Annotated in this window: 16 protein-coding genes and 1 rRNA gene; 2 read left to right on the forward strand and 15 right to left on the reverse strand. The window is 37.0% G+C overall.

Annotated elements, in window-relative coordinates:
- Positions 1–85: 85 nt before the first annotated feature.
- Positions 86–1,663: ribosomal RNA gene (locus PI20285_RS05980) — 16S ribosomal RNA — on the reverse strand.
- Between the two features lie 355 nt (positions 1,664–2,018).
- Positions 2,019–2,399, reverse strand: a complete 381-nt coding sequence (locus PI20285_RS05985; protein WP_063696521.1) for a S1 RNA-binding domain-containing protein — start codon at positions 2,397–2,399, stop codon at positions 2,019–2,021.
- 350 nt (positions 2,400–2,749) lie between these two features.
- On the opposite strand from PI20285_RS05985, the gene PI20285_RS05990 reads away from it, so the two are divergent.
- Positions 2,750–3,979 carry an IS110 family RNA-guided transposase gene (locus PI20285_RS05990; RefSeq protein WP_057775612.1) on the forward strand — a complete coding sequence of 410 codons (1,230 nt, stop codon included), beginning with the start codon at positions 2,750–2,752 and terminating at the stop codon, positions 3,977–3,979.
- Between the two features lie 234 nt (positions 3,980–4,213).
- On the forward strand, positions 4,214–4,852 hold the full coding sequence (locus PI20285_RS05995) for a VTT domain-containing protein (RefSeq protein ID WP_057775152.1): 639 nt from the start codon (positions 4,214–4,216) through the stop codon (positions 4,850–4,852).
- Positions 4,853–4,889: 37 nt separating this feature from the next.
- On the opposite strand, the gene PI20285_RS06000 is transcribed toward PI20285_RS05995, so the two are convergent.
- The 13 genes from PI20285_RS06000 to comGA all read right to left on the reverse strand — a co-directional run bounded on the left by PI20285_RS06000 (position 4,890) and on the right by comGA (position 13,913).
- Positions 4,890–5,549: a TIGR01906 family membrane protein gene (locus PI20285_RS06000; protein ID WP_082623317.1), complete on the reverse strand. Its 660-nt coding sequence runs from the start codon at positions 5,547–5,549 to the stop codon at positions 4,890–4,892.
- Positions 5,518–6,288, reverse strand: a complete 771-nt coding sequence (locus tag PI20285_RS06005; protein WP_057775147.1) for a TIGR01457 family HAD-type hydrolase — start codon at positions 6,286–6,288, stop codon at positions 5,518–5,520. Before PI20285_RS06005 ends, PI20285_RS06000 begins: the two co-directional genes overlap by 32 nt.
- 10 nt (positions 6,289–6,298) lie before the next feature.
- Positions 6,299–6,895, reverse strand: coding sequence for a YutD family protein (locus tag PI20285_RS06010; protein ID WP_057775144.1), 597 nt, complete (start codon positions 6,893–6,895; stop codon positions 6,299–6,301).
- A 42-nt stretch (positions 6,896–6,937) separates the two neighbouring features.
- Positions 6,938–7,546 (reverse strand): metallophosphoesterase family protein, encoded by a 609-nt coding sequence (locus PI20285_RS06015; RefSeq protein WP_057775141.1) that lies wholly within the window; start codon positions 7,544–7,546, stop codon positions 6,938–6,940.
- 122 nt (positions 7,547–7,668) lie between these two features.
- Positions 7,669–9,054, reverse strand: coding sequence for an amino acid permease (locus PI20285_RS06020; RefSeq protein ID WP_057775138.1), 1,386 nt, complete (start codon positions 9,052–9,054; stop codon positions 7,669–7,671).
- 89 nt (positions 9,055–9,143) lie between these two features.
- Positions 9,144–10,154, reverse strand: a complete 1,011-nt coding sequence (locus PI20285_RS06025; protein ID WP_323709140.1) for a class I SAM-dependent methyltransferase — start codon at positions 10,152–10,154, stop codon at positions 9,144–9,146.
- A gap of 64 nt (positions 10,155–10,218) precedes the next feature.
- Positions 10,219–10,491, reverse strand: coding sequence for a hypothetical protein (locus PI20285_RS06030; RefSeq protein WP_156406538.1), 273 nt, complete (start codon positions 10,489–10,491; stop codon positions 10,219–10,221).
- 16 nt (positions 10,492–10,507) lie between these two features.
- Complete coding sequence (locus PI20285_RS06035) at positions 10,508–10,918, reverse strand: competence type IV pilus minor pilin ComGF (RefSeq protein WP_057775128.1); 411 nt, start codon at positions 10,916–10,918, stop codon at positions 10,508–10,510.
- Positions 10,911–11,204: a hypothetical protein gene (locus PI20285_RS06040; RefSeq protein ID WP_057775125.1), complete on the reverse strand. Its 294-nt coding sequence runs from the start codon at positions 11,202–11,204 to the stop codon at positions 10,911–10,913. Before PI20285_RS06040 ends, PI20285_RS06035 begins: the two co-directional genes overlap by 8 nt.
- The gene (locus PI20285_RS06045; RefSeq protein WP_057775124.1) at positions 11,188–11,625 is read right to left on the reverse strand and encodes a prepilin-type N-terminal cleavage/methylation domain-containing protein; all 438 of its coding nucleotides are present in this window, start codon (positions 11,623–11,625) and stop codon (positions 11,188–11,190) included. Before PI20285_RS06045 ends, PI20285_RS06040 begins: the two co-directional genes overlap by 17 nt.
- Before the next feature lie 8 nt (positions 11,626–11,633).
- A complete protein-coding gene (comGC, locus tag PI20285_RS06050; RefSeq protein WP_057775121.1) occupies positions 11,634–11,942 on the reverse strand; it encodes a competence type IV pilus major pilin ComGC in 309 nt (102 codons plus the stop codon).
- Complete coding sequence (gene comGB / locus PI20285_RS06055) at positions 11,939–12,991, reverse strand: competence type IV pilus assembly protein ComGB (RefSeq protein ID WP_162260860.1); 1,053 nt, start codon at positions 12,989–12,991, stop codon at positions 11,939–11,941. The genes comGC and comGB overlap by 4 nt, the downstream gene beginning before the upstream one ends.
- Entirely contained in the window at positions 12,927–13,913 is a 987-nt protein-coding gene (gene comGA, locus PI20285_RS06060) for a competence type IV pilus ATPase ComGA (protein ID WP_057775116.1), read from the reverse strand. Before comGA ends, comGB begins: the two co-directional genes overlap by 65 nt.
- Positions 13,914–13,973 lie beyond the last annotated feature (60 nt).

The following is a 13,973-nucleotide window of genomic DNA, read 5'->3' on the forward strand; positions in this document are numbered from 1 at the left end:
GCGCGGTATACATTTGAGAGTAGACCTCTCAAAACTAAACAAAGTTTCGACATATGTGTAGGTTTCCGTTTCTAAATATCCTTAGAAAGGAGGTGATCCAGCCGCAGGTTCTCCTACGGCTACCTTGTTACGACTTCACCCCAATCATCTGTCCCACCTTAGACGGCTAGCTCCCGAAGGTTACTCCACCGGCTTTGGGTGTTACAAACTCTCATGGTGTGACGGGCGGTGTGTACAAGGCCCGGGAACGTATTCACCGCGGCATGCTGATCCGCGATTACTAGCGATTCCAACTTCGTGCAGGCGAGTTGCAGCCTGCAGTCCGAACTGAGAACGGTTTTAAGAGATTAGCTTAACCTCGCGGTCTCGCAACTCGTTGTACCGTCCATTGTAGCACGTGTGTAGCCCAGGTCATAAGGGGCATGATGATTTGACGTCGTCCCCACCTTCCTCCGGTTTATCACCGGCAGTCTCACTAGAGTGCCCAACTTAATGCTGGCAACTAATAATAGGGGTTGCGCTCGTTGCGGGACTTAACCCAACATCTCACGACACGAGCTGACGACAACCATGCACCACCTGTCATTCTGTCCCCGAAGGGAACGCCTAATCTCTTAGGTTAGCAGAAGATGTCAAGACCTGGTAAGGTTCTTCGCGTAGCTTCGAATTAAACCACATGCTCCACCGCTTGTGCGGGCCCCCGTCAATTCTTTTGAGTTTCAACCTTGCGGTCGTACTCCCCAGGCGGAATGCTTAATGCGTTAGCTGCAGCACTGAAGGGCGGAAACCCTCCAACACTTAGCATTCATCGTTTACGGCATGGACTACCAGGGTATCTAATCCTGTTCGCTACCCATGCTTTCGAGCCTCAGCGTCAGTTACAGACCAGACAGCCGCCTTCGCCACTGGTGTTCTTCCATATATCTACGCATTTCACCGCTACACATGGAGTTCCACTGTCCTCTTCTGCACTCAAGTTTCCCAGTTTCCAATGCACTTCTTCGGTTAAGCCGAAGGCTTTCACATTAGACTTAAGAAACCGCCTGCGCTCGCTTTACGCCCAATAAATCCGGATAACGCTTGCCACCTACGTATTACCGCGGCTGCTGGCACGTAGTTAGCCGTGGCTTTCTGGTTGGATACCGTCACTGCATGAGCAGTTACTCTCACACACGTTCTTCTCCAACAACAGAGTTTTACGACCCTAAAGCCTTCATCACTCACGCGGCGTTGCTCCATCAGACTTTCGTCCATTGTGGAAGATTCCCTACTGCTGCCTCCCGTAGGAGTCTGGGCCGTGTCTCAGTCCCAATGTGGCCGATTACCCTCTCAGGTCGGCTACGTATCACAGCCTTGGTGGGCCTTTATCTCACCAACTAGCTAATACGCCGCGGGTCCATCCAGAAGTGATAGCCGAAGCCATCTTTTAAAAGAAAACCATGCGGTTTACTTTATTATGCGGTATTAGCATCTGTTTCCAGGTGTTATCCCCCACTTCTGGGCAGGTTACCCACGTGTTACTCACCCGTTCGCCACTCACTTTATAGTTAAAATCATCTTCGATGCAAGCATCTCTAAATCATTCAACGAAAGTGCGTCCGACTTGCATGTATTAGGCACGCCGCCAGCGTTCATCCTGAGCCAAGATCAAACTCTCATATTATACTTGAGTTTTTACAAGCTCATTTGTTGTTTCATTGTTTAAAACGAATTGACTTCGCAAATGTTTGCTTCAAAATTTTCATTTGAAGACCCTACACATTTTACTTTGTCGAAACTTTGTTCAGTTTTCAAAGGTCTACTAAGTCACTGTTGGAAGCGTTAAACGCCTCAACGCAACTATTTAACTTTATCATTTCAAATTCTAAAAGTCAACAATCATTTTCAAATACCTTTAACAATTATCTGCTTTCGTTTGAAGCAACATTTAATATAGTACCAAGAATACTTTACTCGGTCAAGGATTTATTTGAAGTTTTCCTTTCGGCTTGCTTAATTCCTAACTACGTATAGAATTTTTATTCATGTGTAGCCTGAATCTTCCAACTCTTTAACTCATCAGCAACACTTTGAAATCCGATGTTATTCTCATTATTGGTCCAATAAAATTTATGATAAACATGAACAGACTCTGGAATTGGATGTCTATGAACATTTACTTTCTGTTTCAGTGCTCGAATCGATAAACTAACGTGGGCATTAGTTGGATCAATATCAACAACCAGACAAGATAGATTCTGACCTATCCTATACAAATCGTTTAAGTCTTTGACAAATTCTTCACTACATTCAGATATATGAACCAGTCCTTTAAAATTCAATTCTTGATTTTCTAAGAAAATTCCATATGTCTTAATACCAGTAATTGTGCCTTGAATAACATCCCCATTCTTTAACATTTTAAACATCTCCTCGTATTATATAATTTGAAACTTTGTTATTTACTATTCCCTACTTAGATGTTGCGTGATATTCTCTAATTGTTCATTGGATTTAGGTCCAACTGGTATAGGCTTTCATCTCCTGTAGATTATCTACGTTATAAGCGCGCCGCCCAGACAATTCGAAACACCGCAAACCACAAGCTGTAGCGATTAATTTGATTCGTGTTCACTCGCGTGACACGCAGCTGAATCTTTTAATCTAGTCTTCTTATATTGCGAGGATGCCCGTTAGAGTTGGAATTAGGGAACATCACGCAGCACCTAAGCTTATCCAATTAATTCAAAGTGAAAGGAGGTCCTATCCTATGAATTTATATTTAGGTATTGATGTTGGTAAAAATAAATTAGACTTTTGTGCTTTAGATTCTGATCAACATTGCCGTTTTCAAGATGAAACTACTAATGATCTTAATGGTGCCGTTAAAATTAAACAGGTAATCTTAACTGAGACTAAAACCCACCATTATGAAAAGATAACTGTTGGTATGGAAGCCACCTCGGTCTATAATTTTCATCCGATGACTTTTTTCGCCGAAGATAGCGAGTTACAAGCCTTAGGCTTATCGGTTATCACCATTAACCCCTATACGTCACATCATTTTAGCCAGTTATTTGATGATGGTAAGACGGATGCGATTGATGCCAAACAATTAGCTGATTTGTTACGGATCAAACCACTGGGAACTTCAGTTGCTCGCCAAGAAAACTATGTGGCTTTGCAACGTCTAACACGGGAACGTTATCACTTGGTTAAACAAATGACTGATTCTAAAAATCATTTTTTGAATAATCTTTATTATCGTTGTAATACGTTAGAACGGGAGCTGCCAACATCCGTTTTTGGTTCAACTATGATGACCCTAATTACTGATGAAGAGTTAACCTTGGACGAGGCAGCGGCGCTACCTCTTGATGAATTAGTCACCCATCTTCAACAGTTAGCTCACGGTAAGTTTGGTGATGCCGAAGCCGTTGCTAAAGCTATTAAGAAAGCAACCCGTTCTTCTTATCGCCTATCAAAAGTCGTAACAGATTCTGTTGATGAAATTTTGGCGGTCTATGCGAATGAAATTCGGATGTTAAAAAAACAAATCCAAGTTTTGGATAAAACAATTACACAGATATCTACTCAAATCACAGATATCAATTGTTTAACTAGTGTTCCCGGTATTGGCCCAGTTTATGCGGCTGGTATTGTGGCAGAAATTGGTCAAATTGAACGTTTTCCCGATGAAAGTCATATTGCCAAGTATGCTGGCCTGGCTTGGTTACCACATGAATCAGGCACAAGCGTTCGTCAAGCTACACCACGAACTCGTAAGGGTAATCAATATCTTCGTTATTATCTAGTTGAAGCTGCCAACTCGATAAGACGTTATGATGTTACTTACCAACGCTATTACCACAAAAAATATGAAGAGGTACCCAAGTATCGTCATCGTCGAGCTATTGTCTTGACGGCACGAAAGCTTGTAAGATTGGTGGAAGTCTTGCTTAGAAACCATCAATTTTATATACCACCCAAAGTGGTATAGCTTTCGAGTTTACGATACTGAGTCCCTTCTTAACCCGCTAAATTAACTGTTTTAGTGGGCTGGGGAAGCTATACTCTCAAGAACTGATTAATAATAAAAACAAAGCTTTTTACATACTTGACTTATTACCACAAGGCTTATAATTTCTTATTCCTTATTTTAGCCAATGTCGAAGTATGATACAATACTCCTGTTTCAAAATAACAGTTGGCTTACTGAACACGGAGGAATATTGTGTCATTTCTTATTGATTTTATTTTACATATTGATACGCATTTAGTTTCTATTGTAAGTGCATTTGGTGATTGGACCTATCTCATCTTGTTTGCGATTATTTTCATTGAAACTGGGGCAGTGATTTTACCTTTTCTACCCGGCGATTCACTATTGTTTGCTGCTGCTGCTCTTTCAGCTAATCCCATGTATGGTCTAAATATTTGGATTTTTGTTTTTTTACTTTTCTTGGCAGCCGTACTTGGCGATTCTACTAATTTTTTCATTGGCCGCTGGGTTGGTAATACACTGACTGAACATCATTTGTTCGGTAAGTTTATCAATGAACAAAAACTCGAAGAATCACGTAATTTTCTCAATCATTATGGTAGCATTTCAATAACATTTGCTCGTTATATGCCAATCATCCGGACCTTCGCCCCATTCGTGGCGGGAGGCAGTCAGTTCAAGTATCGTAAATTTATTGTTTTTAATATGCTTGGTGCTTCGACCTGGGTTGCCTTGTGTTGTGGCGCCGGTTACTTCTTCGGAAATTTTCCGATTGTCAAACAGCATTTCTCAGCTATCGTAATTGGAATTATCCTCATTTCGTTAATTCCTATCCTCATTTCATTTTTAAAAGCACGTAAAAGTGCATAAAAAAATAAGCCTTTATATTCACAACCGAATATAAGGCTTATTTTTTTATCTGCTTTCTTCCAATCCAAATAAAAATTAGATAAAAACATTCAATAAAAATAAATACTAGTACAAAACACTGTAAAAAGAATTCCTCAGGTAGTGCATTTATAATCGGATCTTTTTGGGGGTCAAACATCCAGTCATCATTTCTAAATAACAATTCATGAAAAACTATAAAAAACTGATTAAACGATATACTCATCATAACTGCCACTAATATAGGAACCACAGCGGCAATCTGTAGTGGTCGAATAACTTGCCAAAGAGATTTTGTTTTAATTAATTCACGGATAAAAAAGAAAAAGATTACTCCTGAAATTACTAAAACAACTTCATTAAGCATAAACAAATTTTTTACGTCTGCAAAGTGTTGCAGTCCTGCACTAGAGCTTGGAAAATCAGTCATTTTTAAATGTTTTATCCATGGAAAACTTAAGTAATAGATTAACTGATGGTAATTATGCATTAACTGTATTTTCGACATATTGACTGTTGCCAACACGTGATACCACTTCAAAGTCCAACTATAAAGAAATGTACAGTTAATAACTAAAAAAATTGACAAAGTGATTCCAAATAAATGAAAAGCACACCACTGCCCAAGCCTACGCCATTTCATACTATTACTTCCATTCATCAAACGACTGAATTTCATGAGTCGGTTGAACTTCTTGCTTCTTTACAAATTCACGGGTTGAAACGCCGGTATACACAAGTAACGTGTCAATACCAAAATTAATTCCAGCCGAAATATCAGTCATGTAATTATCCCCAACCATAACCACATCTTCCTTGGCTAAACCAATTTGTCTAACTGCCTTTTGCATGATGATCGTCTCTGGTTTACCAACATACGTGGCTCTTTGTTGGGTAGCTCGTTCTACCATTCCAATTAAAGAACCCGCTCCTGGAACTAATCCTCGCTCATTAGGCAAATTTGTATCTGCATTTGTTCCAATGAATGTCGCACCTCGTTTTATAGCCAAAGTTGCTAATTCAAATTTATGATAAGTAACATCATAGTCCAATCCAACAACCACCCAGTCTGGATGAACCTCATCAAATGTAAATTTTTTGTTCAAAAGTGCTTGCTTTAACCCTAGTTCACCAATGACATAAACTTTACGCTTGTCGCCAGCTATCCCGTCTAAATAATCAGCGGTTGCCAGTCCAGCTGTATAGACTTCATCGGCCGTGACATTAATATTATGATTATCCCGCAGGTTTTTGGCTACATCTTCTGGTAACTTGGTTGTATTGTTCGTCACAAACAAAAAATCAGTATGTGTATCTTGTAATCGTTTGACAAATCTAGCTGCTGCCGGAATTTGGTCACGACCACGATAAATTGTTCCATCTAAATCAATTAAATATCCTTTATAATCTGAAATCATTTTTTCTTCCTCATTTAGTCTCTCTTATTGTGAATGAACGTTTGCCTCTTTTATGAACTTCTGTAATTTTATTTTGTCTATGATTAACTGGCTTAGCTTTTTGTTCAGTTATTTTTTCTTCAACAAAAGGTTTCTGTTTGAACTTACGTACCCGCTTATTTGGACGCTTATTTTTACTAGCATTCTTATTGGTTGGCTTTTTGGTTGTTTCCTTTGTCCTCAAACTACGCTGCTTGGCTGGTTTATTTACACTTAAATTTCTTAAAATAAAATAAGCACAACCAAAATTGCAAAATTCCAATAAATAGTCTTGAATAGCACTTTGCTTTTCAGTGTCCTTGGCATTCCGATCGTCGTTGCTATAAAAGCCACGAAGCCGCAGCTGTTCATAACCAATATCACCAACAATATAGTCATACTTGCTTAAAACCGGGCTAAAGCGTTCAGCCAACTGTTCACGATCAAAAGCGCTTCGCTCATCACTAACGAGTTGATACTGGTGACCATTTATCAAAATATTGGCATCGTCTAAAAGATCAACGGTATTAATTACAGGCCGTCTATTTGTTTTTTCGTCACTATCGTCCTTACTCTGAGCATTAGTCATGCGTCTGCCTCCTTTTTCTTTATATTAGCTTATATTTTGTTTCTAACCACGTTTGCCAAAATCCTCAAACTTTCCTTGAACCATTTGCTCAATATCCGTTTCCGAGAATGGTGTTCCAAAGGGAATTTTGTAATTCAAATAATCTTTTTCCGGAGTATCAATACCCACATTTATGTCTTCCTTGATATTTACACTATAATGATGAATATGGCCATGTAAATTAATGATTTGTTTGACAATCCCCATCATCATTGGATAGTGTGTCATATAATATTGCCGATGATTAAACTTAATTAACACTCCCACATCATGAAACTCAAATTTGGGCTTCCCATCTACCATAAAGTTATGACTAGCCAAATATTTGAAAAAAGCACGACTATCATGATTTCCCTTAATTAAAACAAGATGACCATTTAAAGACTTCAATACACTAAAAACTGCTTCGTTTGAAAGTCCTGCTGGATGGGTAAAATAAAGCGCAATATCACCCAAATGATACACCGTATCTGTCGACTTCACTTTGGCATTCCAATTTTTAATAATTCTTTGATTCATAGTTTCAACATCTGGAAATGGGCGCGGGGCAAAATCATTATCACCCAACAAATCCTTATGAAAAAAATGTGTATCAGCTGTAAAAAAATTCAAAACAATCCCTCATTTTCAATGTGTTCCATTCCAGTATATAACACTCGGCTAAAAACTGGTTAATTTTTCTTTATTATGCTTAATTTACAATAAAAAACGAGAAAAATTTACTTTCTCCCGTTTTATTGATCCCTTTTAATTGTATGTTTCTTCTTTTTCCTCATAATGTAAATACAGTTCAGAACCGCAAACCAAAGTAACGAACCAATCAATGCGATCAGTGTATCAACCTTTAATATCAACACAAAACCAACAAAGGTTAAAAAAATCAATACAATATAATCACTATATGGATACCAAGGCATCTTAAACTTCACATCAGTATGCGTTGTATTTTTTAATTGCTTACGGTACTTCAGGTGTGCTAGCACAATTGCGCCCCAAATAAATAGAAAACAAGTTGTAGCAACACTAGATATAAATGTAAAGACTTTTCCAGGAACAAAAATATTTAAAATAACTGCTAAAGCGATTACTAGCGCCGAAACCAATATAGCATTAGCCGGTACTTGAGTATGCGATAACCGACCTAATTTCTTACCTACTTTTGACTTACTCCCGTAACTTAACGAAAATAACATTCTTCCTGTCGTAAATAACGCACTATTACAAGCAGATGCTGCTGCAGTTAATACTACAAAATTTATAATTGCCGCTGTCCCTTTAATGCCAATGTTTTGAAAAACTTGGACAAAGGGACTAGAGGTTGGTGAGATATATTTCCATGGAAATATGGCCATCAAGAAAAATAAGGCTCCCACATAAAACAATCCAATTCGCATTGGAATATCATTTATTGCCTCAGGAATTACCTTGCGAGGATCTTGTGTTTCTGCCGCTGTCATGCCAACCATTTCAACACCAACAAAAGCAAAAACTACCATTTGAAATGACAAAATAAACCCTTTAATCCCTTTAGGAAAGAAGCCACCAAAGGCCACTAAATTTGAAAGTGAAGCATGTCCGACAGAAGTTTTGTAATGTATAAAGACTAGTACGATTCCAGTTATTATGAGCATTAAAATTGCTGCAATTTTAATGATGGAAAACCAAAACTCCGTCTCACCAAAAAGTTCTACAGTAATTAGATTCATGACTAATAAAACTAACAAAATCACAAATCCTGGAATCCACTGTGGTAAGTTTGGAAACCAAAAATGCATGTATAATCCAGCAGCAGTGATCTCAGCCATTGCAATCGTGACCCAACAGACCCAATAAGTCCAACCTGTCACGAATCCCACTTGTTTGCCTAAATATTTTGTAACAAAATCCACAAAAGAAGTTGAATACAAATCGGAAAGAAGCAGCTCTCCCAATGCTCTCATTAACCAGAAACAAACTATTCCGGTAATCGCATAAGCCAACAAAATTGATGGCCCAGCTAAGTGAATGGATTGCCCAGCCCCCAAGAAAAGTCCTGTCCCAATTGTCCCACCAATTGCAATTAGCTGAACATGTCGGCTTTTTAAACCCCTTGATAAATTTTGATCTTCATTTTCACTCATAGTGCCTCCATAAATCCCATTATATGCATATAATTGCCATATACTTTTAATTAATCATATCGGAATTATCGAATTAAGTAAAACCTAGATCAAAAATTTTGACGATGCCATTGTTTAATTTCAGCTAAAAACTTTTTCATTTCTTTTTGTTTTTTAAACGATGGAAAATCTCCTAACAAAACCTGTGGGACCTGTTTGGCCTGTTCCCCATAATTTTGCATTATAAGAATTGATTTCTGCAAACTCGCATTAGTAAATAGGTCCTTTGGTAAGTTCAAAAAGCCTTGTAAATAAACTTTATTCTTAAAGAATTTCAATAGATTAGCCGCTTGCTCTGTTTGAAACAGGTTACTTGGTACCAGGAAGATTCCAAAGCCTCCTGGGACAACATGATTCATTGCTTGTTCAATTAACAAATGATGTACATAAGAGTGTCCTTCAGTACTGTGGGTTTCATAATTTTTCACACGATGATCAATTGGATAGTATCCAACCGGTAAATCAGAAACTGCCACATCTGCAGCATTAAATACCAATTGGTCTAAGGCATCTTGATGATATAAATCAATATCAAGTCCCTGCAGTCTAGAATTAATATCTGCCATGGCTAACATTGAATCATCATTATCAACACCGATCCCAGTTATTTTAGTATCTGCATGATTACGATAAATATCATTTATGATTGTCGTAAGTAAATTTGCCGTTCCAACTGCAGGATCAAACACCGTCAGTACATCACTAGTCTGCAATAATTCTTGCAATAAATAAGCAAATAGCATCCCTATTGTATCTGGTGTCATCTGATGATTTGCTTGAATATGATCTTGTTGTGATGCTTTCAAAATTGCTAATTGAATAGCTTGCCGGATAACTTCTGGATCAAGCTGTTTAATGTTGGCCTCGCTATAAAAATGCTCTAAATTATTTTTTTCTATTGTACTAGGTTTCCCATTCTCAGTCCGAACCTCACCAGAAATCAAATTATCTCCCGTTTCAATTAAGGCATCCAAATAAGACGTATCGAGTTCTCGCATCAGAGTTTCTGTGCTTTCGTCAATTATATTAAATAGTTGTTCAATTTCACCATTATTCGTAATCTTTCACCTCGTCATTAACTTAAACTACTCAAATAGTTTAACACGAAAACAACTACTTTGGCATTTATAGCGGTTGCACTCCTAACGAAAAACAAAAACGATCCTGATTTTTTAATATAACCACAATTTGCTTACCATCTACCTTTGCAATCCCCATGTTCGATACGATGCTTTGTTTCGTTTTATCAGTTTTTCTTTTTAAAATCAAAATATTACACAACGTGCGCCCTTCATTCGCAGCTATTATTTTTGATTGAGTTGCAATATTTGCCTGTCGATTTTTCTCGATTTGAAAAACCATGCCGCTATAGATGGTTAATAAAATAATCGCACTCAACAAAACATAACCAGACTTATTTTTTTGGAATATATACATTCTCTTTTTTTATTTCTCCGTTTTTAAATTTTATTTGAAGTTTCAAAAAAGGTTCTTGATAATCAAAATTAACTATTTCCACATGAGCGATTAACGGAACGTACCCTGGCGAAAATCGTAATTCATCTTGGTATTTTTCTAATTTATAAACTTTATTTTCGGTAACACTATCTAAATAAACATAGTTGTTTTTACTACTTTTGTATTTAAAACCGTGCTTTGCCGATTCCAATTCACTTACCAATAATTGCCAATTTGCTGAATTACTTTGTTGTGAAATTGAGACATTCATCAACCTACTACCAAACGATATAAGCTGATAAATCATTCCCAACACGACCAATGAAGCCAGTACTTCAATTAGCGTAAATCCTGCTTTTTTATTCAAAATTTATTTTCCTTACGACAATATTTTCAGAATTTCTGAGAATAAATAAATTTGGTTTTTGTTCAATTACACTATGACCAACTTGAATCTTTTTAGACTCATTCTTTTTAAACAGTCGACTCCCTTCTAACATTTGGCGACTTATCTCAACTTGTTTTTCCAGTTGCTTTTCTATTTGTTTTTCCCTTTGAACACAATTGTGTAAAAGTACCAAAGAAATACTGATCAATCCCAACGCAACAAGTGCCTCACTAAAAATAAAACCATTTTTATTCCTTTTTAACATGGTAAACGCCCCATCCCAATTGAACAGTCATTCGATACGTACATTTATCAAGGTCAGAACTGAAAGCAATAGTTTGCGGTTTAACATAGCCATCACTGCCAATTTTTACCTCACGATTACTGAATAATGAAAGAGTTACTGGTAATTTAACCTCACAACTTTTTTTATCAAATGTTTTCAAAGGCCTGAAACTAACTTTGTTTCTACTTTTATCAAAAGAAATATAAGTAACCACACCTTCTAAATTGGCGAACTGTTCATACTTTTTCCATTCTCTATCAAATGTCACCCAAAATTCTTTTTCTTGTTGTTTAGCAAGTACCCTTTTAAAACTCACGGTTCCGGCCGATAGTAGTAAAGAAACTACTGTTAAAACAACTAACGATTCAATTAGAGTGAAGCCTCTCTTTACTTTGCTCATAGTTAGAACTAATTAACTGCTTTATTGTCTTTAATCGTAATATTGTTTTCTTTTGCCTGATCTACTTGTTTATCGGTTAAATAACCCTTTTCTTCTAATTCTTCAAGCGAAGCCGGTAATTTTTGATGTTCATTTTCATATAGATCAACCTGGGTTTGAACCACTTCAACCATGGCATTTCCATGAATCTTTTTTGCATTATTTCGTTGTTGGGCAATGTTTGGCAGCACAATTAAAATTAAAAGCGAAATAATAAATAGGACCACAGTCATTTCAATCAAAGTAAAGCCTTTTTTAAAACGTTGTTCTTTTTTCATTTATAAACACCCTCCATTGAGTGATACATTGGCAGTAACATACTTAAATACATTAAAACAATTACCAGGCCAATCAGCAAAAACATAAGTGGTTGAATCAACCCAATTAACCTTTCAATCTGTTTTGTCAGCTTTTGATACTTAATTTTAGAAAACATCACTAATTCTTGTCCTAGACCCTCCGCCGTATTTCCTTTATTCATTAAAACATTGAGTTCCTCAGGGATAAACGGATAACGTTTAACAAAGGATGAAGTTTTTCTTCCTTCTGATAACTGTTTTTCAAGGGCCGTCCCAATTTGATAAAGTAATGATGTCGAAGAAAAATTTGCTAACATCGCACAGATACTTTTAATTCCTAGACCACTTTTTAGCAACATGGCCAAGTTCAAAGACAAATAGTAATGACAATAAGTTCGATACACATTACCAACGATCGGAATACGACAAATAACCTCAACTCGTTTCACAATTGGTTTCTTTAAAAATCTTTTTATATAAATATAAAGACACCCAATTAAAGTAACCAAATCTATAAAAATAAGGACATTGGAAAACTTGATTTTGTGCACTTGCGTCGCAGAATTCCATAAACTAAGCTCCGGGAAAATATAGATTTTCATCCCTACTAGTAATGCTCCCAAAAACGTAAGTAATAAAAACGGATATTCAAGCAACTGAAGCAACTTAGTTTGTTGTTTTTGTTTCGCAGTTAGATAAGTTCCCAGCGCTTGTAAGCTCACCGACAAATCACCATGTTTCTCCGAAATTAAAACTTGGTAGTAGATATTCTCGTTCAAGAACGGCTTAATCGCCATTGAAAAAGGATCTCCATGTTCTAAAGTGGCTATTATTTGGTCAATTTGTTTTGCTTTGCGTGGAATTATAACTTTTATAAAATTTAGTGCTTCACCTAAACTAAAACCAACTCTCAACAAATCAGCTAGCAACATAAAAAACTTAGCTTGAGTTTTAATCGAAAATTTACCCTTCTTGATATTCCAATAGTGTTTCCTCTGAAATATTATGCTCTTGATATTCTTTTTCAAGACAATCTCCCCATGTTGACGTCATTTTTTGATTAGGCTCTCCAGAAAAAGCTTCTTTTAGTTCTTCACCCTCCATAATGTCGAAAAGGGCCGCAACTTCTCCTTTCCGAACAGGGATCAGTCGTTGATATGCAATTCCGCTCAAAGCCTGCTGTAACATATCGGCATCCACGTTTAGTTGCTGCAATCGTCTAATAACCCCAAATGCATTTTGTGCATGAACTGTACTTAAAACTAAATGACCGCTTAACGCTGCCTTTACCGCTACATTTGCAGTATGCTCATCTCGAATTTCACCAATGATAAAAATATCTGGTCGATGCCTCAAACCAACTTTCAAAAGCTGCTCATATGTCATTTCCGCACGATTATTAACTTGAAGCTGTAAAAATTTTTCTTCCAGAATTTCAACCGGATCTTCAATAGTCATAACTACTTTTTCTTGGGCCAAGTAACGCGCCAATTGGTAAATTGAAGTTGTTTTTCCAGAACCCATTGGACCCGAAAACAAAAGCAATCCTTTCTTATTGGATAATTCAACCAGTTTTTCCCACTGAAAGGGCTCTAGGTGCTGAATATGGGCACCTTCAACAGGATAGATGAATCGGATGACCATCGACTCGCGATTTAAAAAATCGCCAACTGACGAGAGTCGCAGATGAACCACAGAATCTTTTTGATGCCAATAATATGCCCCTGTTTGGGGTCTCCTTTTTTCGCTCAAAGCCATATCTGCTTGAAACTTAAAAAATGCAATTAATTGTTCTCCTGTTTGCTGTGAAACCTCTTGAATAATGTGACATTGATTTAAATGTTTATACATAATCTGGTATTCATCCAACCTAGGTAACATGTACAAATAAGTTGCTCGTTTTTCAATACAAGTTGTCATAAATTTCTGAACGTAGTCCTCTAGTTTCATAACTATCTCCCCCACACAATTAAGATACGTAAAAACTAGTTATTTTTTTATTTTTTTGCA

Source organism: Pediococcus inopinatus (assembly GCF_002982135.1).
Classification (GTDB): Bacteria; Bacillota; Bacilli; order Lactobacillales; family Lactobacillaceae; genus Pediococcus; species Pediococcus inopinatus.